20 protein-coding genes are annotated in these 23,792 nt (G+C 69.6%); 8 read left to right on the top strand and 12 right to left on the bottom strand.

The annotated features are described in order from the left end of the window. Window positions 1-330 precede the first annotated feature (330 nt). The gene (locus AB6732_RS08450; RefSeq protein ID WP_370959505.1) at window positions 331-783 is read right to left on the bottom strand and encodes an Lrp/AsnC family transcriptional regulator; all 453 of its coding nucleotides are present in this window, start codon (window positions 781-783) and stop codon (window positions 331-333) included. Window positions 784-921: 138 nt separating this feature from the next. Here AB6732_RS08450 and pdhA point away from each other — a divergent pair, with 138 nt between their 5' ends. Genes pdhA through AB6732_RS08435 form a run of 3 tightly spaced genes read left to right on the top strand, consistent with a single transcriptional unit; the run spans window position 922 to window position 4,791 of the window. Then, complete coding sequence (gene pdhA, locus AB6732_RS08445) at window positions 922-2,271, top strand: pyruvate dehydrogenase (acetyl-transferring) E1 component subunit alpha (RefSeq protein WP_370959504.1); 1,350 nt, start codon at window positions 922-924, stop codon at window positions 2,269-2,271. 1 nt (window position 2,272) lies between these two features. Next, window positions 2,273-3,367 carry an alpha-ketoacid dehydrogenase subunit beta gene (locus tag AB6732_RS08440; protein WP_370959503.1) on the top strand — a complete coding sequence of 365 codons (1,095 nt, stop codon included), beginning with the start codon at window positions 2,273-2,275 and terminating at the stop codon, window positions 3,365-3,367. Continuing rightward, window positions 3,367-4,791 carry a dihydrolipoamide acetyltransferase family protein gene (locus tag AB6732_RS08435; protein WP_370959502.1) on the top strand — a complete coding sequence of 475 codons (1,425 nt, stop codon included), beginning with the start codon at window positions 3,367-3,369 and terminating at the stop codon, window positions 4,789-4,791. Before AB6732_RS08440 ends, AB6732_RS08435 begins: the two co-directional genes overlap by 1 nt. A gap of 101 nt (window positions 4,792-4,892) precedes the next feature. Here AB6732_RS08435 and AB6732_RS08430 read toward each other — a convergent pair whose 3' ends face one another. After that, complete coding sequence (locus tag AB6732_RS08430; protein WP_370959501.1) at window positions 4,893-5,378, bottom strand: peptidoglycan-binding protein; 486 nt, start codon at window positions 5,376-5,378, stop codon at window positions 4,893-4,895. A gap of 214 nt (window positions 5,379-5,592) precedes the next feature. Here AB6732_RS08430 and metH point away from each other — a divergent pair, with 214 nt between their 5' ends. Next, complete coding sequence (gene metH / locus AB6732_RS08425; protein ID WP_370959500.1) at window positions 5,593-9,216, top strand: methionine synthase; 3,624 nt, start codon at window positions 5,593-5,595, stop codon at window positions 9,214-9,216. On the opposite strand, the gene AB6732_RS08420 is transcribed toward metH, so the two are convergent. From AB6732_RS08420 to AB6732_RS08410, 3 genes are all read right to left on the bottom strand, one after another. Continuing rightward, entirely contained in the window at window positions 9,206-12,133 is a 2,928-nt protein-coding gene (locus tag AB6732_RS08420; protein WP_370959499.1) for an ATP-binding cassette domain-containing protein, read from the bottom strand. The genes metH and AB6732_RS08420 overlap by 11 nt on opposite strands. Beyond that, the gene (locus tag AB6732_RS08415; RefSeq protein ID WP_370959498.1) at window positions 12,130-12,699 is read right to left on the bottom strand and encodes a hypothetical protein; all 570 of its coding nucleotides are present in this window, start codon (window positions 12,697-12,699) and stop codon (window positions 12,130-12,132) included. Before AB6732_RS08415 ends, AB6732_RS08420 begins: the two co-directional genes overlap by 4 nt. Window positions 12,700-12,953: 254 nt before the next feature. Continuing rightward, window positions 12,954-13,841 (bottom strand): LysR family transcriptional regulator, encoded by an 888-nt coding sequence (locus tag AB6732_RS08410; protein WP_370959497.1) that lies wholly within the window; start codon window positions 13,839-13,841, stop codon window positions 12,954-12,956. Window positions 13,842-13,905: 64 nt separating this feature from the next. On the opposite strand from AB6732_RS08410, the gene AB6732_RS08405 reads away from it, so the two are divergent. Further along, on the top strand, window positions 13,906-15,234 hold the full coding sequence (locus tag AB6732_RS08405; protein WP_370959496.1) for an MFS transporter: 1,329 nt from the start codon (window positions 13,906-13,908) through the stop codon (window positions 15,232-15,234). Here the strand turns inward: AB6732_RS08405 and AB6732_RS08400 are convergent. Continuing rightward, on the bottom strand, window positions 15,194-15,778 hold the full coding sequence (locus AB6732_RS08400) for a hypothetical protein (protein WP_370959495.1): 585 nt from the start codon (window positions 15,776-15,778) through the stop codon (window positions 15,194-15,196). The genes AB6732_RS08405 and AB6732_RS08400 overlap by 41 nt on opposite strands. Before the next feature lie 70 nt (window positions 15,779-15,848). Here AB6732_RS08400 and AB6732_RS08395 point away from each other — a divergent pair, with 70 nt between their 5' ends. Further along, the gene (locus tag AB6732_RS08395; RefSeq protein ID WP_370959494.1) at window positions 15,849-16,259 is read left to right on the top strand and encodes a type II toxin-antitoxin system VapC family toxin; all 411 of its coding nucleotides are present in this window, start codon (window positions 15,849-15,851) and stop codon (window positions 16,257-16,259) included. A 21-nt stretch (window positions 16,260-16,280) separates the two neighbouring features. Here AB6732_RS08395 and AB6732_RS08390 read toward each other — a convergent pair whose 3' ends face one another. Continuing rightward, a complete protein-coding gene (locus AB6732_RS08390) occupies window positions 16,281-17,882 on the bottom strand; it encodes an ABC-F family ATP-binding cassette domain-containing protein (protein WP_370959493.1) in 1,602 nt (533 codons plus the stop codon). 333 nt (window positions 17,883-18,215) lie between these two features. Next, window positions 18,216-18,647 carry a pyrimidine dimer DNA glycosylase/endonuclease V gene (locus AB6732_RS08385; protein ID WP_370959492.1) on the bottom strand — a complete coding sequence of 144 codons (432 nt, stop codon included), beginning with the start codon at window positions 18,645-18,647 and terminating at the stop codon, window positions 18,216-18,218. A 212-nt stretch (window positions 18,648-18,859) separates the two neighbouring features. Here AB6732_RS08385 and AB6732_RS08380 point away from each other — a divergent pair, with 212 nt between their 5' ends. Then, window positions 18,860-19,312: a hypothetical protein gene (locus AB6732_RS08380; RefSeq protein WP_370959491.1), complete on the top strand. Its 453-nt coding sequence runs from the start codon at window positions 18,860-18,862 to the stop codon at window positions 19,310-19,312. Window positions 19,313-19,394: 82 nt separating this feature from the next. Here the strand turns inward: AB6732_RS08380 and AB6732_RS08375 are convergent, their stop codons facing one another. Both AB6732_RS08375 and AB6732_RS08370 read right to left on the bottom strand, forming a co-directional pair. Then, window positions 19,395-20,675: an RNA polymerase sigma factor gene (locus tag AB6732_RS08375; protein ID WP_370959490.1), complete on the bottom strand. Its 1,281-nt coding sequence runs from the start codon at window positions 20,673-20,675 to the stop codon at window positions 19,395-19,397. A gap of 11 nt (window positions 20,676-20,686) precedes the next feature. Then, entirely contained in the window at window positions 20,687-21,064 is a 378-nt protein-coding gene (locus AB6732_RS08370) for a YciI family protein (RefSeq protein WP_370959489.1), read from the bottom strand. A 292-nt stretch (window positions 21,065-21,356) separates the two neighbouring features. Here AB6732_RS08370 and AB6732_RS08365 point away from each other — a divergent pair, with 292 nt between their 5' ends. Continuing rightward, window positions 21,357-21,596 (top strand): hypothetical protein, encoded by a 240-nt coding sequence (locus AB6732_RS08365; RefSeq protein ID WP_370959488.1) that lies wholly within the window; start codon window positions 21,357-21,359, stop codon window positions 21,594-21,596. A gap of 59 nt (window positions 21,597-21,655) precedes the next feature. Here the strand turns inward: AB6732_RS08365 and AB6732_RS08360 are convergent, their stop codons facing one another. Both AB6732_RS08360 and AB6732_RS08355 read right to left on the bottom strand, forming a co-directional pair. Further along, window positions 21,656-22,768: a mandelate racemase/muconate lactonizing enzyme family protein gene (locus tag AB6732_RS08360; RefSeq protein WP_370959487.1), complete on the bottom strand. Its 1,113-nt coding sequence runs from the start codon at window positions 22,766-22,768 to the stop codon at window positions 21,656-21,658. Further along, entirely contained in the window at window positions 22,765-23,664 is a 900-nt protein-coding gene (locus AB6732_RS08355; RefSeq protein WP_370959486.1) for a hypothetical protein, read from the bottom strand. Before AB6732_RS08355 ends, AB6732_RS08360 begins: the two co-directional genes overlap by 4 nt. Between the last annotated feature and the right edge of the window lie 128 nt (window positions 23,665-23,792).

Below are 23,792 nucleotides of genomic sequence, written 5' to 3'. Positions count from 1 at the left end.
ATGCCCTAGAGTGCGTGGTGAATGTCGGATTCGCTGTCTACTACCTTCATTGATTGGCTGCGCCCGCGCACGAAAGGAAGGCTTAGGCCGAGTCCTGCCCGCTCAGGATTGGGATGCCCGCGGCTTGTACGCTACGGATGATTTAGCCCCGAGACAGTCCGGCACGGTTTCCATTACAGAGATCGACAAGCACGGTGCGGGGCCTTGATGAAATGCGTGACGGCGTCTAAACGAGTCACCGATGAAGCTTCGAATCTCCCCAACTCGCCGGGAGCGCAACGATTCATAAGCAATCAGGGCCCTCCGGGATGGATTTCCGGTCAGGTGCCCTCACCGCACCTCCACATCCTCAAAAACCAGGAACGTCTGCGTATCCAGCACTTCCGGCATGTTCTGCAACTGGTCGAACACCACGCGCCTCAGATCCGCGTTATCAACGGCTCGCACCAGAAGGATCACGTCGAAGTCGCCGCCCACCAGCGCCACGTGGTGGACCTCGGGGATGTCGCTGAGCTTCGCCCGTAGCTCGCGCCACGAGTGCTGGCGAACCTTGAGGGTCACGTAGGCGCTCGAGCGGAGGCCGGCCTTGAGCGGGTCGATCTTGGTGGTGAAGCCCGTGATGATGCCCTGGTCCTGAAGTTTCGCGATGCGGTTGTAGGCGTGTGCCCGGGAGATGTGCACCTTCTCCGCGATCGTTGTCACCGATTGGCGGGCATCCTCCGTGAGCAGCGCGAGAATGGCGCGGTCCACTTCGTCCACGAGACCTCCTGTGATCCAGCTCATATTCGACGTTCCGTCTACAAGATACTCACTTTCGAATCCACATTTCCAGGATTCCGCCGATTCGTGGATACGAAACGATCCTCCGGACCATACTGATCCCAACACATCGCTGTCAGGACCATGCTGCAAGGAGGCATCATGACCATTTCCGTCAGCCCGCCCGGAGGCGGCCGGTCCGCCGAGGACACAGGCGCCGCAGACGGCGCGACGGCCACCGGCGTGGCCGCGCCCCAAGCCTCGCCGCACGGCGTGCCACAAACCACCGCGCCACAGGCTGGCCCACCACACACCACCAGCCTCCAAGAAGCTGTCCAGAACTTCGGCATCAGCATCGAGGACTACCTGCTCCCTGTCCACGGCCAGATCCAGATCCTGGCCGAGGACGGCACCATGCTGCCCGAGGACCGGCGCGGCTCCAGCCCCGGCCACCAGTACCCCGTCCCCGCGGACGAGGAACTCCTCGAGGCATACCGCCGTCTCGTCGTCGGGCGCCGGATCAACGACCAGAACTCGGCGCTCGTCCGCCAGGGCCGCCTCGCCGTCTATCCGTCGAGCCACGGCCAGGAAGCCTGCCAGGTCGCGGCGGCGTTGTGCCTGGCCAGTCAGGACTGGATGTTCCCCACCTACCGCGACGCCGTCGCCGTCATGACGCGCGGCGTCGACCCGGTGGAGGTCATGACCATCTTTCGCGGCGACTGGCACGGCGGCTACGACCCGCACGCCCACCACGTCGGCATCCAGAGCACCCCGCTCACCACGCAGCTCCTGCACGCGGTCGGCGTCGCGCATGCCGCGAAGCTCCGCGGCGAGGAGACGGTCGTCCTCGCGATGTGCGGCGACGGCGCCACGAGTGAGGGCGACTTCCACGAGGCCCTCAACTTCGCCGCCGTCTTCCGCCTGCCGGTCGTGTTCTTCGTGCAGAACAACCAGTACGCCATCTCGGTGCCGCTCGCGCACCAGACCGCGGCGCCATCGCTCGCCCACAAGGCCGTCGGCTACGGCATGGCGGGGGAGCGGGTGGACGGCAACGACCTGGTCGCACTCCTGGCCGTCCTCGACCGTGCCGTCACCCTGGCGCGCTCGGGTTCCGGCCCCCTCCTGGTCGAGGCGAACACCTACCGCATGCAGGCCCACACCAACGCCGATGACGCCACGCGTTATCGCAATCAGGCCGAGGTCGAGGCGTGGGCGGCCAAGGACCCGCTCAACCGCATGCGCCACTACCTCCGCGCCGCCGGGCAGCTCACCGACGACGTCGAAGCCGCCTTCGCGGACGACGCCGAGCAGGTGGCGCAGCGGCTCCGCGAGGGGCTGAGCGCGGAGCCGGACATCGACCCACAGGACCTGTTCCGCTACGTCTTCACCGAGCCCACTCCGCAACTGCGCGAGCAGGCCGCCTTCCTGGCCGACGAGCTCGCGCGCGACGCTGAGGGCGCCGCCGCCAGCGCAGACACCGCCGCCACCGCCGACACTCGAAAGGAGCGCTGAGATGAGCACCGTCGCAGAAGCGGCAGCAGCCCGGGCGGCCGCCACCGCCGGGCCGTCTGTTGAGGGACACAGCCCCTTGACCTTCGCCAAGGCCCTCACCACCGCCATGGCGGACGCGATGCGCGCCGACCCCGCCGTCGTCGTGTTCGGAGAGGACGTGGCCACGCTGGGTGGCGTCTTCCGCATCACCGACGGGCTCCAAAAAGAGTTCGGCGAGCAGCGCTGCTTCGACACGCCGCTGGCGGAATCCGGGATCGTCGGCATGGCGCTCGGCATGGCCATGAACGGCCTCCGCCCGGTGATCGAGATGCAGTTCGACGCCTTCGCGTACCCGGCGTTCGAGCAGATCGCCAGCCACGTCGCCAAGATGCACAACCGCACCCGTGGCCGCATCACGTTGCCCCTCGTCATCCGGGTGCCGTACGCCGGCGGGATCGGCGGCGTCGAACACCATTGCGACTCCTCCGAGGCCTACTACGCCCACACGCCGGGGCTCAAGGTCTTCACGCCGTCGAGCGTCGCGGACGCGTACCTCCTCCTGCGCGAGGCCATCGCGAGCGAGGATCCCGTGGTGTTCATGGAGCCCAAGAAGCTGTACTGGTCCAAGGAATCGGTGGACCTGGACGCGTTGCGGGAGGCATTCGAGGGCGCTGGGTCAGAGGGCGCCGACGGCTCGGCCGGCGTCCGTGAGGAGGGCCGGGCCGCCGTCGTGCGTCCGGGAACCGACGCGACGATCATCGCCTACGGCCCCGCCGTGCCGCCCGCACTCGCCGCGGCCGAAGCGGCGGCCGCCGAGGGGCGGAGCGTGGAGGTCGTGGATGTGCGGACCATCGTCCCCTTCGACGACGAGACCATCAGCGCCTCGGTCCGCAAGACCGGGCGGGTGGTAGTGGTCGCGGAGGCGCAGGAGTTCGCGTCCGTCGCTTCGGAGATCACCGCGCGCGTCCAGGAACGCTGCTTCCACTCGCTCGCCGCGCCGATCCGCCGCGTCACCGGCTTCGACATCCCGTACCCGGCGCCCAAATTCGAGCACTGGTACCTGCCCGGCGTCGACCGCATCCTCGACGCCCTCGACGAACTGCAGTGGGAGGACTGATGAGCCGCGAGTTTCTGCTGCCTGACCTGGGGGAGGGCCTGACCGAGGCGGAGCTGGTCCGCTGGCTGGTCGCCGTCGGGGACAGCGTCACGATCGACCAGCCCGTGGCCGAGGTCGAGACCGCGAAGGCCGTGGTGGAGGTGCCGTCACCGTTCGCGGGGACGGTCGCCGTGCTGCACGGCGCGGAGGGTGAGACGCTCGACGTCGGCAAGCCGCTCATCAGCATCGACGAGGGCGGGGCGTCGGCCGCGCCGGTCGTGGAGACGGCCTCCGACTATCGCACCGAGGAGCGTGCCGGCTCCGGCAACGTCCTCATCGGCTACGGCACCTCGGGATCGACCGACGGCGGCCGGTCCCGCAGGCGGAAAACCGCGGCTCCCGCACGACTCGCCTCGGCCCGGGAGACCCCGCGGCTCTCGCCGGCTCCGGCGGCGCGGGACTCCGTGGACGCCGTCCGCGTCGTGTCCCCGCTGGTCCGCAAGCTCGCCCGGGACCTCGGCGTCGCATTGCACGCCCTCGCCGGTTCCGGTCCCGACGGGCTGATCCTGCGGAGGGACGTCGAGCAGGCGTCGGCCGGTACGCCCGCGGCCAGTGCCGCGGCCACAGCCACGGCAGCCTCGGCAGTGAGCCCCGTGGGCCAGGGTGCCGCCGAGGGCATCGGCGGCGCCGCCGGCGCCGACAAGCGGACCGACCACTCAACCGACCCCTCGACCGGCCTGCCGATCGCGGCCCGCACCCCGCTGCGGGGAATGCGGCGCACGATCGCCCAGGCGATGGTCCGCAGCCGCACCGAGATCCCCGAGGCGACGGTCTGGGTGGATGTCGACGCGACCGAACTCGTGGAGCTCCGTGCCGGTCTCAAGCGGCGCGACCCGGAGAACGCGCCGAGTCTGCTGGCGTTCATCGCGCGGTTCGTGCTGGCCGGGCTGGCGAAGTATCCCGAGCTGAACACCCGGATCGAGACAGCGGAGGACGGTGGCCAGGAGATCGTCTCCTTCGACGGCGTGAACCTCGGGTTCGCGGCCCAGACCGACCGCGGACTCGTGGTGCCCAGCATCCGCGCCGCCCACCGCCTGAGCGCCCGCGCCCTGGACGGCGAGCTGAAGCGGCTGACCGGCGTCGCGCGTGATGGGAAGGCGAGCCCCGCCGACCTCTCCGGCAGCACGTTCACCCTCAACAACTACGGCGTGTTCGGGGTGGACGGCAGCGCAGCGATCATCAACTATCCCGAGGCTGCGATCCTGGGCGTCGGGCGGATCATCGACAGGCCGTGGGTGGTGGACGGCGCGCTCGCGGTGCGGAAGGTCGTGGAGCTCTCCCTCGTCTTCGACCACCGGGTCTGCGACGGCGGCACGGCGGGCGGCTTCCTCCGCTACGTCGCGGACGCGATCGAGAACCCGGGCACGGTGCTCGCGGACCTGTAAGGGCACAGCTAATGGGCACAGCGGCGCGTTGCGTGCTCAGTTGTTGCGGGTCTGGACGCCTAGGACCCGCAACAACTGAGCACGCAACGGGGAAGCGACTCTCAGTATTTGGAGATCGTGGTGTAGTACGGGGGAGTCGACGACTTCTTCTCCACGTAGCAACCGGCGTCGTAGGCGGCCTGCCAGGCGGCATTCTTCGCCGCCCCGACGTCGGAGTAGGAGAAATTGACCTGTCCGGCGTAGCTGCAGAGCTTGTTCCACGTGTTGGCGCCGACGATGCCGTCCGAGGTGAGGTAGGTCCACTGCTGGAAGCGGCGGACGTTGGTCTCCGTATTGGCGCCGAAGCTGTTGTCCACCGTCAGACTGTATCCGCCGTACTGGGAGCCGTACGCGGCCCTGATGCCGTTCAGCATCCGCTGGATGTGGCCGACGCAGGTGGCATACCCGCCGCGAGAGTACTGGTAGGCGGTGCACCCCTTGCCGGTGGTGCCGCTGTAGGCATTGGCCGCCCCGACCGGACTGGCGGACATCAGTCCGGCGAGCGCGAGTGCGGCAGCGCCCGCAGCGAGACCTTTTTTGATCCTCATCATGATCCTCCCTGATCCGAGCGGACGTGCCCGCTCCGTGGGGTCAGACTAGTGCGTGAATCGCCGGCCGTCACGGGTGCGGGCGAGGGAACCGGCACGTTACTGATTGGGTGGACTGGCGGGACTGGGCGGCGTGCGCTGGGCAGGTCTTCGCGCCGCCGTAGCAGTCGGAAACACAAGCAGGCGTGACTCCGCGCGCCCGTAGTCTGGTGCCATGCCTCGTTTCGCGCTCGACATCGACTCCGTCCCCCGCCCCGTCCGAGCCCAGGCGCTCCTGGATGCCGTGAACCAACGGGTGGTCATCGCGGACGGGGCCATGGGCACCATGCTGCAGGGCCGCGAGCTGTCCCTCGACACCGATTTCCAGGGCCTCGAAGGCTGCAACGAGATCCTCAACGACACCCGCCCGGACGTCATCGCGGACATCCACGACGCCTACTTCGCGGTCGGCATCGACGCCGTGGAGACCAACACCTTCGGCGCGAACTGGTCGAACCTCTCGGACTACGGCATCGATGACCGGATCGAGGAACTGGCCCGCAAGGGCGCGGCGATCGCCCGCGAACGCGCGGAGGCGGCGGAGGCCCAGGACGGGCGGATGCGCTGGGTGCTCGGGTCGATGGGTCCCGGCACGAAGCTCCCGAGCCTCGGCCACACCAGCTACGACCACCTCAAGCAGACCTTCGCGCTGCAGGCGGAAGGGCTCATCGACGGCGGCGCGGACGCGTTCCTGATCGAGACGAGCCAGGACCTCCTCCAGACCAAGTCCGCGGTCAACGGCTGCAAGCAGGCGATCGTCGACCGCGGCGTCCGCCTCCCGATCTTCGTGGAGGTGACGGTCGAGACCACGGGCACCATGCTCATGGGATCCGAGATCGGCGCCGCACTCACCGCGCTGGAACCGCTCGGCGTCGACGCGATCGGCCTGAACTGCGCCACCGGCCCGGAAGAGATGAGCGAACACCTCAGGCACCTCTCCAAGCAGTCCACCGTGGCGATCGCCTGCATGCCCAATGCCGGTCTGCCGGTCCTGGGCGCCCACGGGGCACACTATCCGCTCACACCCGCGGAGCTGGCCACCGCCCACGAGCAGTTCGTGCGCGAGTTCGGCCTGGGCCTGGTGGGCGGCTGTTGCGGCACGACGCCGGAGCACCTGGCCGCCGTCGTCGAACGTCTGGCTCCCTTCCGTCAGCCCGGCGCGGGCGGCCGCACGCCGAGCGAGCAGGACGCCGGCATCGCCTCGCTTTACCAGCACGTCTCCTTCGACCAGGACTCCTCCTACCTGGCGATCGGGGAGCGCACCAACGCCAACGGCTCCAAGGCCTTCCGCCAGGCCATGCTGGAGGAGCGCTGGGACGACTGCGTGGACATCGCACGGGAGCAGATCCGTGTGGGCGCGCACCTCCTGGATGTCTGCGTGGACTATGTGGGGCGCGACGGCGTGGCGGACATCCAGCAGGTCGTGTCCCGTTTCGCCTCGGCCTCGACCCTCCCGCTCGTCATCGACTCGACGGAACCGCCCGTGCTGAAGGCGGGGCTGGAACTGATCGGCGGACGTCCCGTCATCAACTCCGTCAACTACGAGGACGGCGACGGGCCGGACAGCCGCTTCGCCCGCATCATGCCGCTCGTGAAGGAGCACGGCACGGCCGTCATCGCGTTGACCATCGACGAGGAGGGCCAGGCCCGCACCACCGAGGGCAAGGTCGCGATCGCGTCCCGCCTGGTGGATTCGCTCGTGGGGGAATGGGGCATGAAGGTCGAGGACATCATCGTCGACGCCCTCACCTTCCCCATCGCCACAGGCCAGGAGGAGACCCGCCGCGACGGCATCGAGACCATCGAGGCGATCCGCCAGATCACGGCCAAATACCCCGGCATCCATACGACCCTCGGTGTCTCCAACGTCTCCTTCGGCCTCAACCCGGCGGCGCGCATGGCCCTGAACTCGGTGTTCCTCCACGAGGCCGTCCAGGCGGGCCTCTCCAGCGGCATCATCGACGCCGCCAAGATCGTCCCGCTCGCGTCCCTCCCGGAGGAACAGCGCAAGGTCGCGCTGGATCTGGTGTGGGACCGCCGTGAATACGACGCCGACGGCAACGTCACGTACGACCCGCTCGCGACGATGCTGGACCTGTTCGCCGGCGTCGACACCGCGGCGCTGCGTGACCAGCGCGCCGCGGAACTCGCCGCACTTCCCACGGGCGAACGTCTCCAGCGCCGCATCATCGACGGCGAGGGCAAGGGCCTCGAGGCGGACCTCGACCTGGCCCGCGCGGAGGGGATGACCCCGCTCGGCATCATCAACGACCACCTCCTGGAAGGCATGAAGGTGGTGGGTGAGCGGTTCGGCGCGGGCGAGATGCAGCTGCCGTTCGTGCTCCAGTCCGCCGAGGTCATGAAGAACGCGGTCGCGCTGCTCGAACCGCACATGGAGAAGTCCGACGCGTCCGGCAAGGGCACCATGGTGATCGCGACCGTGCGCGGCGATGTGCACGACATCGGTAAGAACCTGGTGGACATCATCCTCACCAACAACGGTTACAAGGTCATCAACCTCGGCATCAAGCAGCCCATCGCGGACATCATCGCCGCCGCTGAGGAACACGATGCCGACGTGATCGGCATGTCCGGCCTGCTCGTGAAGTCGACCGTGGTCATGAAGGAGAACCTCGAGGAACTCCAGTCGCGGGGCCTGGCGAAGAAGTGGCCCATCATCCTGGGCGGCGCGGCGCTGACCCGCACCTATGTCGAGGACGATCTGGCCGGGATGTTCGAAGGTCAGGTCCGGTACGCCAAGGACGCGTTCGAGGGGCTGGCCCTCATGGAGCCGCTCGTGCGGGTCGCCCGCGGCGAGGATCCGGAGGCCGTGGGCCTTCCGGCGCTGAAGAAGCGGATCCACCGGGCGGGTGGCGGGCTCACGCTCACCGAGCCGGACGCCATGCCGGGACGCTCCGACGTCGCGACGGACAACGCGGTGCCCGCCCCGCCGTTCTGGGGCACCCGGATCGTGCGCGGCGTCGCGCTCGCGGACTTCGCGGCGTTCCTCGACGAGCGCGCCACCTTCATGGGGCAATGGGGCCTCAAGCCCGGCCGCGGCGAGGGAGGGGCGAGCTACGAGGAACTCGTGGAGCGCGAAGGCCGTCCGCGGCTGCGCTACTGGCTGGACCGGATCCTGGCGGAGGGCATGATCGATCCGTCGATCGCCTACGGGTACTTCCCGGTGGTCGCCGACGGGAACCAGGTGGTCGTGCTGCACCACGGCGAGGACCCCGACGGCGTGCTGGGTGTGCCGGGTCTGCTGGCCCCCGACGGCGGCTCCGGCGGGCCGCTCGGCACCGAGCGCCTGCGCTTCGACTTCCCCCGGCAGCGCCGCGACCGGCACCTGTGCCTCGCGGACTTCGTGCGCTCCCGGGAATCCGGCCAGGTGGACGTGCTGCCCGTGCAGCTCGTCACGGCCGGCGCGAAGATCGACGAGTTCACCGCCAAGATGTTCGCCGCGAACCAGTACCGCGACTACTACGAGGTCCACGGCCTGGTCATGCAGCTCACCGAGGCGCTGGCCGAGTTCTGGCACTCCCGGATCCGGGAGGAGCTGGGCTTCGCCTCCGAGGAGCCGGCCGACAAGGAGGGCCTGTTCAAGCTGGACTACCGCGGCGCCCGCTTCTCGCTCGGCTACCCGGCCTGCCCGGACATGGAGGACCGTCGCAAGGTGATGGAGCTCCTGCACGCCGAACGCATGGGCGTGATCCTGAGTGATGAGCTCATGCTGCACCCCGAGCAGTCCACGGACGCGTTCGTGTTCCACCACCCGGAGGCCAAGTACTTCAAGGTGTGAGGCTCAACCGCCCGGCACGGTCTTCGGACGCCGTGCAGGGATGGGAGCCTGGGCGCGAGGCGGGTGACGTGACGGGTTTCGCGCGCCGGAGCGCGGCGAGCACCGCCCGGCCCACGACCGCGATCCCCACCACCGTTGTGACGGCCCGCAGGGTGTCCCAGCCCGCCGTCGACGTCAGTAGGGAGTAAAGCAGGAAGCTGCGGAGGTTGTCGAGCAGTGGCGCGCCCGGCAGGTAGGAGATGCCCGTCCCGGCGCCCACCGCGAACGGCCAGAACCACAGATTCGTCAGCAAGCCGAAGAGGTAGGACGCCACCACGCCGTACAGGCCGAGCATCCACAGCTCCGCGACCCCTCGGACCCGCCGGGGGAGCAGACCCGCGCCCGCCCCGACCCACGCGCACGCGAAGATCTGGAACGGCGTCCACGGGCCGATGCCGCCCCACACCGCGCTCGACAGGGCGATCGTCGCGGCGCCGAGCAGCAGCCCGAATCGGGCGCCGTAGGCCCGCCCGGCCAGGATCAGCAGGATGAACACGGCCTCAACACCGCCGACCCCCGTGCTCGCCACACGCACCGCCGACCCGACCGCAGCCAGGACCCCGAGCAGGGCCACCGTGTGCGCGGACCGCACCGACCCGTCCAGACAGATCACGACGGCGATCGCGGCCAGCGGCGCGATCGCCAGGGCCGCGTACGGGGTCGCCGCCGCGGCGTCCTCGGGCAGCGCCGTCGCCACCAGGGGCCAGCAGAAGGCGGCGAACGCCAGGAGATTCGCCAGGAGCAGGGTGACGGTTTCGGCGCCGCGGGGAAGGAGGGGGCGCCAGGTGCGCCGGGTGCTCCGGCGGGGTCCGGCAGGCCGTGAGGCGGACGGGAGCGGATGGGCCCAGAGCCGATCAGTCGGCGCAGGCTCCCCGGGCCCTCCGGCGACGGCCCGGTCATCGTTCTCGGCTGCGCCCTCGCCCTCTGCGACGCCACCCGGCACCGGCGTGACGCCGTCGCGCATCGGCAGGATCCTCGCGCCGAGCCCGCGGGCGAAGTCGTGGTCGTGGGTCGCGATGAGGACCGCGGCCCCCGCACCCGCGGCGGCCTCCAGTGCTTTGCCGACAGCGTCCCGGGCTGCAGGGTCCAGGCCGCGGGTCGGTTCGTCGATCAGGAGCACCCCGGGCTCGCCGAGACTCTGCAAGGTGAGGGCGAGGATACGGCGCTCGCCGGCGGAGAGGTCGCGGGGGTGCTCGCCGGCGTCGGGGATCCGGCCGCCCGCGCGCAGCAGCCGGAACCGTTCCCACGCGTTGCTCTCGGTGACGTCGCCGAGTGCACGCCGCGCCGCGGCCCGGAGTTCGGCGCCGACGGTGTCGCGGGTGAACAGATCGTCGGAGGCGTCGGGCACGAGAGCGATCCGGGCGCCGCTGCCGGCCACCGTGCCGCGGAGCTCCTTGTCGCGGTGTTTCCCGGAGAGCGCCAGTGCCACGAGAAGGGACGACTTCCCGGCGCCGTTGGGCCCGACGAGCGCCGTGATGCGGCCACGGTGCAGGTGCAGCGAGGCGTCGCGGAGCAGGGTTCTCCTGCCGCGCGTGAGGGACAGTCCGGTGGCGGTGAGGACGGGCTCGCCGTCGAGCTCGGGGACCGAACCGGCCACATCCATGAGTGGAGCGGCCTCCGCCGTCCGAGCCGCGACCGGTGCGGCACCCGGCGCCAGCACGCCGCCGTCGAGTGTCCACCAGGCGTCGGCCACGGACGCGAGCGCCCCGGCGCGATGTTCCGCGACCACCACGCACACCCCGTGCCGGTGGGCGAGCTCGTCGAGCACGATGACGACGTGGCGCCGCGCGGACGTGTCCAGGTCGGCGAGCGGTTCGTCCACGAGCAGCAGCGCCGGGTCCTGCACGGCGGCGGCCGCGATGGCCACGAGGGTCGCCTCACCCGCGGACAAGGTCGCCAGATCGCGGTCCAGGAGCGCTTCCACTCCGATGGCCGCCGCGACGTCCAGAACCCGGGTACGGGCGGCCGGGCCGCGCACGCCGCGCAGTTCCAGCGCGAGGGCGATCTCGTCACTGACCCGCGTGGTTGCGAACGCGGCGCGCGGATTCTGGAGCACCACGCCCACGAAGCCTGCGGTGTCGCGGGGCGGGACGTTCGCACGGTCGATGCCTGCGACGCGCACGGTGCCGCTGACGGTGCCGCCGTCGACGTGGGACAGCAGACCGGCCAGGCCGCGCAGCACCGTGGATTTTCCGGAGCCGGTGGGGCCCGTGAGCACGGTCAGGGTCCCGGGCGCCGGCGCGAAAGCGGGTGCATGGATCACCGTTCCGCCGACGCCGAAGCTGGCGTTCTCGACGAATACAGGCTGGGCCGGGCGGGCGTCCGCCGTGCGGCCTCCCGCCGCCGGCGAGGCCAACGGCTGCCCGCCGGCCCCGGCGAAGCCGCGCAGTTCCAGCGCGGCGGCCACGCGGCTCGCGTGCTCGAGGGTGCGTTCCAGGACGGGGACCAGGGCCCGCGCCCCGAAGCGTTCCCCGCGCAGGCGGCAGGCGAGCCGCACGGACCGGACTGCGTCCGCCAGCGCGGGCAGGGCGGCCCACGCCACCACGAGCATCCGGGCGGCCCCGCGCAGGGGGCCGCGGCGCGCGAGCACCGTGAACCCCCGGGCCACGTCGACGAGCGAGTTGAGCAACGCGAACGCCAGGATGCCCGCCGCGATCGGAAGGGCCGACAGGACCGCTTCACAGAGCCCGGAGCCGGTGACGGGCCCCAGTAAGGTGACCGAGGAGTACGGCGCCGGGAGCGGGAAGGCCGGGAGGTCGAGGAGGACGGTCCCGCCGTCGTCGGCCCCGTTGAAGAGGACGCGGTAGAGGACCCGCGCCACCACGAAGAAGGCGGCGAGGGCCGCCCCGGCGCGTAGCGGCGCGGGCCGGAAGGTCACGCCGCGGGCGCGGCCGGTGCGCCGTCGACGGTGAAGAGCAGTTCCAGGCTCTGGCCCGGGCTGACCTTCAGCGTGGCGAGGCCCTCTTGCGCGTAGGCCCAGGCCCCGGTGGCCGGCTTGATCCAGAGTGACCAGTAGGCGAACGCTGCGGGCATCTTCTGGCATGGCTCACGGTAGGCGCCACCCTTGTGGGCGATGTCGAAGTCGGCGGCGGGGACGCCGTTGACGCGGCAGACCAGTTCCTTCGGGTAGGCGGTGGTGCCGACCGTCGTCACCTTGGCGTCCGCGAGGACCTTCGAGGCGGCAGTGGGGCCGCTGACCGGCACGCAGACGGGCCCGACGTCGGCGGCGGACTGCTTCAGCGCGCCGGAGGAGACGATCACCTTCACGCCGTCGCAGGGGCCGGCCGCCGCCGCGGAGGCGGACGGAGCACCCGAGGCGGTGGACGTCGCGGAAGCCGAACCCGACGAGGACGGCGCCGGGCTGGAACAGGCGCCCAGCGTGAGGACGAGGGCCGCGGCGGCGACAGCGCTCGCGGCGGCGGTGCGGAATGTAGTGGGAGTCACGTCACCAGGGTAGGGGGAGCGGGCCCGGGAAACGGAGGCCGTGGCGTTGTGTGACGAGGTCAGCGGGTGTCTGCGCCGTTGCGGTGCGGAAGTTGTCCACATAGCCGAGGTCCGGTCTGCCGACGGTGGGCGCCGAGGTTCTACGGTCGGTTCATGAGCCTGCCGGCCTGGGAGTCGCCGCTTTGGTGGTCAGAAGCGTCGGCAACCGACGGTGACTGATTTCGACAAGATGCGGTGGCGCCCCCCGCGCGCCCTCAACCGCGGAAGACGCTGACGAACTCCTCCACCAGGGCGGTGCTCCTGGGCGGCGTCACGACGCCGATCACGCGGTGCGCGGCGGGATGGTCGATGGGGACTTCCGCGACCTCAAGGCCCGAACCGAGACCCGGCGGGAGGACGGAGACGCCGAGTCCGGACGCCGCGAGTCCGCGTGCGTCGCGTGTGTCATCCACTTCGAAGGTCACGTTCGGCAGTTCACCGCGAGTACCGAGGATCCGGTGCACTGAGTCATACAGGCCGTAGCCGCGGCGCAGAATGATGAGGTCCTGGGTCTTCAGATCGTCCACCGTCACGGGTCTGCCGCGGTGGGCGAACGGATGCTGAGGACTCATGGCGGCCACGAGAGGCTCGGTGAAGAACTCGACGGTGCGCAGGTCATCGACGTGCGGCGGATCCGCGACGACGGCGAGGTCCACCTCCCCGCCGCGCACCCGACCGATGCAGGCGGCCCGCGAGCCGTGGCTGAGCTCGAAGCGCACCTTGGGATGGCGCGTGGTCAGCCGCGCGACGGCCCGCGGGACGTAGGTCTCTCCGAGGACGTTCTGGTACGCCACGGAGATCACGGCGTCCTCCTGCAGGCCTTGCGCCCGTGCTGCGGCGACGCCATCCTCTACTCGCGCGAGGGCGCTCGCCGCCGCTTCGGCCAGGAGCGCTCCGGCTTCCGTCAATCGCACCCCTCGTCCCACGCGGTGCAGCAGTGGCACCCCGAGCAGATCGCCCAGGCGCGCCAGCGACCGGCTCGCGGAGGGCTGAGGCACTCCGAGTTCTTCTGCCGCAGCCGTCACGGAGCCGGTGCGGGACAGCTCGACCAGCAGCGGCAGATGAGGGAGCAATTGGCGCACGAGCAGAGGATTCATATCCATAATGCATGATTCTAGGGTCAGAGGACATTAGTCATAACCCCATGGCGTGGGTACCGTCGACAGAGTGAGTCTTCCAACCTCTCCAACACCCGTCGTGGAGACGTCCTCCACTGGTCTCGCGGGCACCGGTGTGCCCGCAACCAATACGCCCGCCGTCGGCGACCGTGACGAGGATCGCCGGGCTCCGCTCGTGGAGCAGCGCAGAGACCGCCGGATGATGGCGGCACTCGTGGCGGCCGGCGTCGCGAGTTTCGCTCAGTTGTATGCGATTCAAGGGGTGCTGCCGGGGATCGCCCGGGAGCTGTCGCTGAGCGCGTCGACGGCGGCGCTGAGTGTCTCGGCCGCGACCACGGGACTCGCCGTGGGCGTGCTGCTCTGGGCCGCGGTCGCCGACCGGATCGGGAGGCTGCCGTGCATGCGGATCGCAGTGGCCGGTACCGTGGTGCTCGGGCTGGCGACGGCCCTCGCCCCTGGCCTGGAAGTCCTTCTCGGACTGCGGTTCCTCACGGGGCTCGTGGTCGGCGGCGTCCCAGTGCTCGCCGTCGCGTATGTGTACGAACAACTGGCCGGTGCACGTGCGGCGGTCGCCGCGACCGTGTACATCTCGGGGACCACGGTCGGGGGAGCGCTAGGGCGGCTCGTGGCCGGGCCGCTCGGGGCGTGGTTCGGGTGGCGTAGCGCGCTGCTCGGCGTCGGACTCGTGAGTATGGTGGCCGCAGCGCTGTTCCTTTGGCTCGCTCCCCGGGAACGAGGGCCGCGGCCAGTCCGTGCCGGCCGGAGCCCGGGCCGCGTCACCGAATCCACACGTGAGCCGGGCCGTATCCGCCAGGCACTCACCTCCGCACCGCTCTTCGTGCTGTATGTGCAGGCGTTCCTGGTGACCGGCAGTTTCGTGGCCGTCTTCAACTTCCTGACGTTCCGGCTCGAAGCGGCGCCCTTCTTCGTGCCGGCCGCGCTCGCGTCCTTGGTGTTCCTGGCCTACTTCGCGGGGACGGCCTCCTCGCGGCTGGCCGGCCGGTGGCTCAGCCGCCGGGGCTTCGCGTGGACCAGTCTGCACGGGGTGCTCGCGATGATCGCGGGCCTCGCGATCCTGCTGGCCGACCGGCTGCCCGCGATCATCGTGGGCCTGCTGCTCTTCACCGCGGGGAACTTCATGTCCCACGCCGCGGCCGTCGCCACGGTCGGCGCCCGGGCGGGGGAAGCGTTTCGGGGACAGGCCAGCGCGCTGTACAACATCGCCTTCTATATGGGTTCTTCCGTGCTCGGCTGGCTGCTGGGCCTCGCGTTCGACGCCGCCGGCTGGCTCGGGATGAGCTGCGGCATCGCCGTGGCGCTGCTCTTCGTCGTGGTCCTCAACGTGGTGGGGCTGCGGAGGGCGGCGGGCCGGGCCTGACCCACCTCGCCAGCTCACCGCGCCCGGGCCATCGGCCGTTCGCCTCGCGGAACCGGATCGCCAGGAGCAACGGTGCGACGTCGAAGGTCCGAATGTTGAGGCTGAGCCGGGCGCCGTCGATTGAGGTGACGGTCAGGATCGGCTGCCCTTTCCGTTCCACCACGCGGTACGAGGCCACATCGCCGTACGGCACCACGTGCTCCGTGCCGAGGAAGGTCCGGAAGGCGACCTCGTCCGTGCCGGCTGCGACGTACCAATTGCGGTACAACACCAGGAACAGCACGCAGCCGATGAAGATCGCGAGCGAAGAGATCTGGAACCCGAGGGGGTTCTCGGCGTCGTCCGACGTGAAGGCCACCAGCCCCATCAGCAGGCCCACCGCCGCGAAGAGCCAGCCGACGACGGCGACGAGTTTCGGCATCCGGACGCGCTCGGGGAAGTCCTTGGCACGGTTGGGGTGCCGCCGGGCCCGCCACACGATCGCCGCGACGAACACGGCAGCCGCGAGGAGGATCAGCGTTTTCAGCAGAATCGCCGGGGTCATGGGTCGATGGTACTCAGGCCTGGGCGACTCAGGTCTGGATTCGGCGCGCGGGATCCCGTGTACTGGACGTATGGACTCACGGCACACCCGGTTCGCTCTCGACGCCATCACCGCCCGCCGCATCGTCGGCGAGGACCCCACTCTCGGAGCACGGCGGGCCCTGGTCGGACCGGCCGTGCTCCGCAGCGAGGTGCTCTCGATGCTCTATCGCGAAGCCCACGCGGGACTCCTGGACGAGAAGGCGGCCCGAGCGCAACTCACCGGTCTGGCGACCCTCAGGATCCGGTTACTGGGGGACCGGGTCAGCCGCGCCACGGCGTGGAGGATCGCCCGGCAGCTCGGCTGGGACGACGTCGGACCGGCGGAGTACCTCGCCGTGGCGTCCCTGCAGGCCGACGTCCTCGTGACGGCCGATGCACAGCTGATCGCTTCCGCGGAGGGGATCATCCCGGTGGTGTCGTATGAGGAGCTTCTCGCCTGACGTCCGTGTTCGAGAGCAGATTCAACCGTCCAGACCTCCGCGTCGCGTCAGGGTTCCGCCAGGCTCCACCGCGAGGACGGCATCCAGCCCGAGCCGGTCGAGGAACGCGTGGTCGTGGCTGACGATGAGAATCGCGCCGCGATAGGCCTCCAAGGCCTCGGCGAGGTGCCCGACGGTGGAGACGTCCAGATTGTTACTCGGCTCGTCCAGGATGAGCAGCTGAGCGGGAGGATCGGCGAGGAGGAGCATGGCCAGGCTCGCCCGGAAGCGCTCGCCGCCCGAAAGCGTGCTGACTGGCCTGTCCGCGGCCGAACCTCGCAGCAGGAGCCGTGCGAGCTGATTGCGGATCGTCCCCGGCGGCGTTGCCGTGGCTACGCGCTGGATGTTTTCCAGAGGGCTTGCTGCGTCGTCGAGTCCATCCAGGCGTTGCGGCAGGTAGCCGACTCGATCGGTCAGCAGCCTGCCGCCCGGCAGCCCGGGCTCCACGGCTGCGCCGGCGAGAAGGCGCTGCAGCAGGCTGGATTTCCCCGCTCCATTCGGACCGACCAGCGCGATTCGTTCGGGGCCTTGAATGACATGGTGGTGTTCACCATCGGACAGCTCAGCGATGCGGCGCCCTCGCGGAACGTCAGGATCCGGCAAGACGAGGCTGACGTGCAGCTCCTCGCGGACCCGCGCATCTGCGGCGTCGACGGCAGCCTGCGCCGCGATGACCTTCTGATCCAGAGTGCCCCGCAGATTCCCTGCCGACACCTGCGCCTTGCTGGCGCGGTTACCGGCCAGGATCTTCGGGATCCCGCCGTCCCGCTGCGTCTTTTTCGCGGTGCGATCCCTCCGCGCGAGCTTCGACTCCGCTTCCTGACGCTGCCGTTTCTCCGTTTTCAAGAGCTGCTGCGCCGACTGGGCTGCTTGCACGGCGGCAGCCTGCGCCTGCTCCCGGTGCTCGCGCCACGCGCTGTAGGGTCCTCCGAAGGTGTCGAGTACGCCTGCGTGCAGTTCCGTGGTCTGGTCCATGACTTCCAGGAGCTCCAGGTCGTGGCTCACGACCACCAGAGAGCCGGGCCACTCCTGGACCATTTCCCTGAGCCGGGCACGGGTGGGCCGATCCAGATTATTGGTCGGTTCATCCAGCAGCGTGACACCGGAGCGGCGCAACCGCAGCCCGGTGACGGCGATGAGCATCGCCTCTCCTCCAGACAGCTGCGTGACCTGCCGGTGCAGCACCCCTGCGGGAAACCCGATGCCGTCAAGAGCCTCGGTGGCGCGCGATTCGATGTCCCAATCGTCGCCCACGGTATCGAAGTGCTCTTGAGCGACGTCTCCGCCTTCAATGGCCCGCAGGGCATCCAGGACGTGCTCGATGCCGAGCAGCTGAGCCACGGTCGTGGTGCGGCGCAAGGTGAGATTCTGTGGCAGATAGCCCACCTCGGATCCGCAGTCGATCCGCCCGCTGGCGGGGGTCAGGATCCCCGCCATCAACTTCAGTAGGGTGGATTTGCCGGCTCCGTTGCGTCCCACCAAGCCGGTCCGGACGGTGGGGAATGAACCGTTGACGCTGTCGAGCACGATGGTGCCGTCCGGCCAGGCGAAGGACAGGTCGTGGAGGGTGATCGCTGATTTCATGAAGACTCTTCTCGTCCGGGCACCAGCTCGACACAACGCACGCTCGGGGCGGGTCGGGGGTGCCTCTGGGAAAGGGGACGGGCCGGGCGCTTTGATGAGAGGGCACCGGCCGGAAACGTGAAGCTCCGTCAGCTGGACACGCGGCATCAGAGTGATGCCGAGGTGGCAGGGGATAGGGCGCAGGCCACGACAAGAACCGCTCAGACCAGGAAGACTCCTGGGAGCATGCTCTCAACTGGGGCGCTGGCCACCGGAACTCCGGCGGCTAGCTTCTGTCGACCTCGATCTCCATGCGGACGAGGCTATCACGGCCCACGGCGCTGGATGCATGCCCTATGAGACTCGCTCCCACGATTCCACCGGCCCTTCGACCACGGTGAACAGCGGATGCGGCACAGGGCTGCTCGCCGCCCATCGTTCGGCGTCGGCGGGGCTGCGGCGCTCCAGCTTGGCGCCCAGGTGGGCCCACTCGTAGGCCAGCTGGCCGCTCGTGACCGGGATGTCGCCGTCGGGCAGCCCGGGGCGCAGGATGCGGTCAGCGTCGAAGCGGTACCCGCGCGCGGTCGCCTCGGCCTGGACAGCGCTCAGATAGGCGCCGACGGCGGCCAGCGGCTCCGCCGTCGCGCGGAACCGTTCCAGTTGCGGGTGGTTCTGATAGCCGCGGGTCCGGCCGGACAGCACGGCCTGGGCGAGCAGCGTCTCCCGCCAGCAGGCGACGAGCCCGGCTCGGTCCAGTTGGCTTGGATGCACGGACCAGATCCTCACGGTTCACGCACCTCCCCGCGGCGGCGCGCGTCGTTCGAGAGGGGAGCTGAGTCGCCGGGGAACATGCTGAGAGCCTATCGGGCAAATTCGGCAGTCTCGTCCGGTCCAGCCGTACAACACGTCGGTCGAGACGCCTCTTGTCAGGGCGGTGACTTCGGCGCAGAGTAGTGTCGCTGACAAGTGACGACATCGCACAGGAAGCAGGTTCACGCATGGATACGGCCGCCAAGGAACGCGTCAAGGAAGCCCTCAAGGCGCAGGCACTCTCGGAGAACACGGCAGTCGCGGACGACGCGGCAGCGGAACACTCCGCGGCCGAGGTCGACACCAGTTCGCCCATCGAGCCGGACGACCTCTCCCATTCGGACGAGGAAGGCGAGTTCGTTGAACTGTTCGAGGGCGTGGAAGCTCATCAGAGAGCACTCCTGGCGGCCATCGATGCCCTCGATGTGAGCGTCACGGACACCGTGCGTCCGGGTGCCATCGTCGCGTACGGCGGCGACCACTATGTGGTGGGAGTCGCCTCCAGCTCCTTCGACTGCGACGGTGTCAGCTACGAGGGCATCGCCCCCGGTTCGCCCGTGTTCGACGCGATCCAGGGTCTGCGCGAGGGTGACAGCTTCAACTTCCGTGGAACGGATCACCGTCTCGACCTGGTGGTCTGAGGCCCCGGCGTTCCAAGAGACCTCAGCGCTCCCAGCCGGCCGCCGACCGGTGGTGCACGCTCTGACCTCCTCGTGCACGGCTTCAGGCACTCCCTGACTGCTTCCAGCGGACTGATTCCAGTTGAGCGCGGAGGTGAACCCGGACCGGTTCGTCCACCGTCAGCTGAAGGGCCCGCTCAAAACATTCAGCGGCGGCTTCGAAGTTCCCTGCACTTCTGAAAGCATCCGCGCGTGCGACGGCGTACGGCTGGAACCGCTCGCATTCCTGCGGATGCTGCTCGGCCAGGTCATCGAGCTGACGCAGTGCAGCCCGGGGCCCGTCCGTGCGCCTGATGACCGCGGCCTCCGCCACCCTGGAGCCCAGCGTCGGCGCCACGAGGTTCAGCGCGGCGTACAACGTGGCCAACGCGGTCCACTCCGTCCGGCCTGTCCGGGCGCGGTCGGCATGCACCGCCTGGATCGCGGCTTCCAGCTGAAACCGCCCCGGGGTGCCGTGAATTCCGGACTCGGAGGTCAGGTCCGAGGCCTTCCGCAGGTGGGTCTCGGCGCGGTGTAGGAGCGCGGTGTTCCAGGAACCGGGGTCCTGGTCTTCGAGCGGCACATAGGCGCCCCCGACAGGTCGCGACACAAGAAACGCGGCCAGCGCGGCCAGGGACCAGGCCTCGGCGTCGTTGCCGAGGCTGTCGGCGACGACTTCGGCGAGAAACAGCCCCTCGGCCATCATCGGACGGGGGACGGGGCCGCCCTGAGCCGAGCCCTCGGCGCCGGCCGGCGCAGCGATGGACAGACAGCCGTACACCGCCTCCAGGACCGGGGGCAGCCTGGACGAGAGGGCCTCAGGGCCCGGCAGCTCGAACGGGATCCCCGCGTCCCTGATCCGGCGCTTCGCCCGCACCAGCCGTTGCGCCATGGTGGCGGTCGGGATCGCGAAGGCGGCCCCGATCTGCGCCGCATCGAACCCGAGCACAGTCTGGAGCATCAAGGGAGTGCGGATGTCCTCCGCGATCGCCGGATGAGCGCAGGTCAGCAACAATGACAACCGTCGGACCGGAAAGGTCTTTCCCTCTAGGGAGCCCATGACCGGCACCTCGATTCCTTCCAGGGTGGCCGCCAGCCGGTGGCGGGCGGACTTCCACTCGTCCCGCTGCCGGTTGCGCGCCACGGTGAGCAGCCAGCCTTCCGGGCTGGCCGGGACTCCGTCGTCGGGCCAGCGCCGCAGGGCCTGTTCGAACGCGTCGGCCAAGGCGTCCTCCGCGAGGAGCACGTCTCCAGTGGCGGCGGCCAGGGTGGCGATCAGCCGGCCGTACGACGCGCGGGCGGCCAGTTCGGCGGCGGCCCGCGCGTCGGCGTCGTGTTCGGACATCGACCGCAGGGTCAGCCGTTCGGCACCCACACGCCGTCCACGGTATGGGTGGCGCCCGGTCGGATTTCGACGGCGCCCCACTGGGCCCCGGGGGCCCGGCCGGCCCACTCGAGGGCGGCGTCCAGGTCCGGCACGTCCAGCACGAAGTACCCGCCGAGCTGTTCCTTCGTGTCGGCGAAAGGTCCGTCCTGAACCCGCAACTTCCCGTCCCGGACGGTCACCGTGGTGCTTGCGTGGGACGGCTGCAGCACCTCCGCGCCGAGCAGCACGCCGGCCTGCTGAAGGGTCGCGGCGTAGGAACGCATCGCCTCCTGACCTTGAGCCAGGACTTCCGGGCCGAGCTCCTCGGGGCTCATCTCCGGGTAATGCAGCAACAGGGTGTATCGCATGACTTTTCCTCCTTCACTCGATGGTGGCCCTTGGCGGGCTCAGCTACAAGACGATCGAGAAGGCCGTGGATCGACAGGCCGGAAGAATATCCACAGAAGTTTCCGGAAATCAGTGCCCGGATGCGACTCGGGATACTGTCGAAGGCAGAGAGATGTGCAGGAGCAGCTGGCTCAGTTCACGAGACAGTGGGCGGCAGATGGAGAGGGGAACCGTGGGCCATCCCAGAGCAGGCAGGAACCGGAGAAGCGGGACAGCGCGGTCAAGGGTCCGCGTCGAGGCGGTGAGGGCGGCATGACCAGGACCTTCCGCATTCTGTACTTCGTGATCCTGGCGGCCGCCGTCGTGTTCGCGGTGGTTCGGGACGACATGTCCTTCTGGGGCCGATTCCTCACGGTGCTCTTCCCGCTGTTCGTCGTGGTCGTCAACGAGATCCAGCTCTGGCGGGACCGGAGGCGTGAAGCCGAGGTCAAGGCCCACGAGCAGTCCGGTCTCACGAACGACCTGCATCACGCCTACCGCGAAGAGCGCTGACCGGTCAGAGTGTTCGGCCGGGGCCGAGGGTTGAACCCCGCGGCCGCCGGCCCGACCTCTCAGGCGGAGACCTCCCAGTGGTCCACTGTCAGGTCCTCCATCACGTCCGGATCGACGTCCACGCCGAGACCCGGCCGGTCGGACACCAGGACCTCAGGGATGCGGAACTCGAGATTCCCCGGCTCGCGGGTGAACTTGACCGGACCCGAGAGCTCCGTGGACACGATCGCCGGGTGGGCCAGGGCCAGGTGGTATCCGGCCGCGGAGGCGATGCTCGTCTCCAGCATCGACCCCACCTGGACCGAGAAACCGGCGAGTTCGGCCTGGGTGGCCAGACGGTGGCACGGGGTGATGCCGCCGCTCTTCTGGAGCTTGAGATTCACCATGTCCACGCTACGGGCCTTGACGAAGCGGGCGAGGTCGGCCTGGGACACCACCGCCTCGTCCGCCATCAGCCGGGCTCCGACCTGGGCTCTGATCAGTTCGAACCCGTCCACGTCATCCGCCCGGATGGGCTGCTCCACCCAGTCGATCCCGAACGGCTCGAGTTCCCGGATCATCTCGATCGCGGTGGCGGGGTCGCCCCAGCCCTGGTTGGCGTCCACCCGGATGGCGAGGTCGTGCCCGATCGCGGCGCGCACCGCCCGGACCCGCTCGACGTCGAGCCCGTCCCGGCCGCCGAGCTTCATCTTGAGGTGACGGAATCCCTCGTCCCGTGCCTCCACGGCCTGAGCGGCCAGGGTGTCGGGGGAGAGGATGCTCATGACGCGAGCGATCGTGGGGTTCTCCGGCTTCCGTCCCCCAAGCAGTGCGTAGACCGGGCGGTCCGAGGCCTTGCCCGCGAGGTCCCAGCAGGCGATGTCGACGGCCGCCTTGGCCGATCCGTTGCCCTTCAGCGCCGCGTCCATCCGCTGGTGGATCGCGGTGATGTCCCGCGGGTCCAGACCGAGGACGGCCGGCAGCAGCAGGGTGCGCAAGGCCTCCACCGCGCCTCCGGGAGTCTCGCCCGTGACGTGCGCGTCCGGCACGCTCTCGCCGAAACCGACCAGGCCGTCGTCGGTCTCCAGGGTCAGCACGATGCTGGGCATGGTGGCGTACGTGTCGTAGGACACCACGAACGGTTCCTTCAGCGGAACCTCCAGCAGGGAGACGGAGGCCTTGGTGATCTTCATCGTGCGTTCTCCAGATCGTCGAGTGTGGTGGACACGGCCGCCGGGGCGGGGGAGAGGCGGTACCAGCCGTCGCGCGTCACACCGTCGGCGATCCGTCCCGCAGCAAACGCGGGTTCGAAGACGTCCCTCAGCTCCCGGCGCCAGGCCGCTGCCAGGTCAGGGGCCTGCCCACGCAAGGCGACGATGTCCCGGGGTGCCCGAGCCCACAGCGTGTCCTCCGCCTGGAGCAGGTGCGCCTCGCCGTCCGGGCCGGTGCCGAGGACGGTGGCGTCGAGGCTGGAGGGGAGCTCGACGTCGCGGGGGTGGCCTTCGCTGCAGGCCACGGCGTCGTCGCTCGCGAGCGGCCACACGGCCACCAGGCGGTCGCTCTCGTCCTGGGCGTTGATCTCGTCGTCCATGATCCCGTAGAAATTCCGGGTGTACTCGGTGACGTGCGCGCCCAGCTTGGCCAGATTGAATCGGGCGTTCCGGCTCACGAGCGGATCGAAAGTCCAGCTCATGGTCTCGATGCCGCGCTCCAGGCACCAGGCCCTCTGGTGCTGCTTGAGGGCGAAGCCCACCCCCTTGTCGCCGATGTCCTGAGCCACCCCGGCGATGAGCGAGTAGCCGCCGTGTTCCGGGGTGACGAGCGCGACCGCTGCGCCGCAGACGCGTCCATCGGGCAGATAAGCAGTGGAGATGTTGCAGCCCGCGTGCGAGATGCCCCGCAGCACGTCGAACGGGATGGGAGCGCCTTGCGGGGACATGCCCCAGATGGACACCAGGAGCGCTTCGATCTCGCGATGACGTTCGAGGTCGTGCTCATCACGGACAGTCACACCGGCGGCGTCGGCGGCGCTGTGCGCGGCGCGCTGCGCCTGAGCCGTCAACGGATGGGGGGAGGAGAAGGAAGACATGCTTCCACTCTGGCGGACGGGTGTGCGTCCAGGCTTCGGTGAAGAGCACTAAGATCGTGTCAATTCATCGTGCTGCACCACCAAATGCGGACCGTCGCGCCGGTGCGTCCGGACACCTGACGGCAGCC

It is taken from the genome of Arthrobacter sp. RCC_34 (assembly GCF_041360795.1).
In the GTDB taxonomy this organism is placed as follows: domain Bacteria; phylum Actinomycetota; class Actinomycetes; order Actinomycetales; family Micrococcaceae; genus Arthrobacter_E.
This window is presented reverse-complemented; position numbering and strand designations above follow the sequence as displayed.

Excerpts from the sequence above, each read along its gene's own strand:
- AB6732_RS08400 (WP_370959495.1), bottom strand. The coding sequence starts at position 15,778 with ATGACCCCGGCGATTCTGCTGAAAACGCTGATCCTCCTCGCGGCTGCC.
- AB6732_RS08410 (WP_370959497.1), bottom strand. The coding sequence starts at position 13,841 with ATGGATATGAATCCTCTGCTCGTGCGCCAATTGCTCCCTCATCTGCCG.
- AB6732_RS08435 (WP_370959502.1), top strand. The coding sequence starts at position 3,367 with ATGAGCCGCGAGTTTCTGCTGCCTGACCTGGGGGAGGGCCTGACCGAG.
- AB6732_RS08365 (WP_370959488.1), top strand. The coding sequence starts at position 21,357 with ATGACCAGGACCTTCCGCATTCTGTACTTCGTGATCCTGGCGGCCGCC.
- AB6732_RS08450 (WP_370959505.1), bottom strand. The coding sequence starts at position 783 with ATGAGCTGGATCACAGGAGGTCTCGTGGACGAAGTGGACCGCGCCATT.
- AB6732_RS08395 (WP_370959494.1), top strand. The coding sequence starts at position 15,849 with ATGGACTCACGGCACACCCGGTTCGCTCTCGACGCCATCACCGCCCGC.
- AB6732_RS08390 (WP_370959493.1), bottom strand. The coding sequence starts at position 17,882 with ATGAAATCAGCGATCACCCTCCACGACCTGTCCTTCGCCTGGCCGGAC.
- AB6732_RS08440 (WP_370959503.1), top strand. The coding sequence starts at position 2,273 with ATGAGCACCGTCGCAGAAGCGGCAGCAGCCCGGGCGGCCGCCACCGCC.
- AB6732_RS08430 (WP_370959501.1), bottom strand. The coding sequence starts at position 5,378 with ATGAGGATCAAAAAAGGTCTCGCTGCGGGCGCTGCCGCACTCGCGCTC.
- pdhA (WP_370959504.1), top strand. The coding sequence starts at position 922 with ATGACCATTTCCGTCAGCCCGCCCGGAGGCGGCCGGTCCGCCGAGGAC.
- AB6732_RS08355 (WP_370959486.1), bottom strand. The coding sequence starts at position 23,664 with ATGTCTTCCTTCTCCTCCCCCCATCCGTTGACGGCTCAGGCGCAGCGC.
- AB6732_RS08360 (WP_370959487.1), bottom strand. The coding sequence starts at position 22,768 with ATGAAGATCACCAAGGCCTCCGTCTCCCTGCTGGAGGTTCCGCTGAAG.
- metH (WP_370959500.1), top strand. The coding sequence starts at position 5,593 with ATGCCTCGTTTCGCGCTCGACATCGACTCCGTCCCCCGCCCCGTCCGA.
- AB6732_RS08375 (WP_370959490.1), bottom strand. The coding sequence starts at position 20,675 with ATGTCCGAACACGACGCCGACGCGCGGGCCGCCGCCGAACTGGCCGCC.
- AB6732_RS08370 (WP_370959489.1), bottom strand. The coding sequence starts at position 21,064 with ATGCGATACACCCTGTTGCTGCATTACCCGGAGATGAGCCCCGAGGAG.
- AB6732_RS08380 (WP_370959491.1), top strand. The coding sequence starts at position 18,860 with ATGGATACGGCCGCCAAGGAACGCGTCAAGGAAGCCCTCAAGGCGCAG.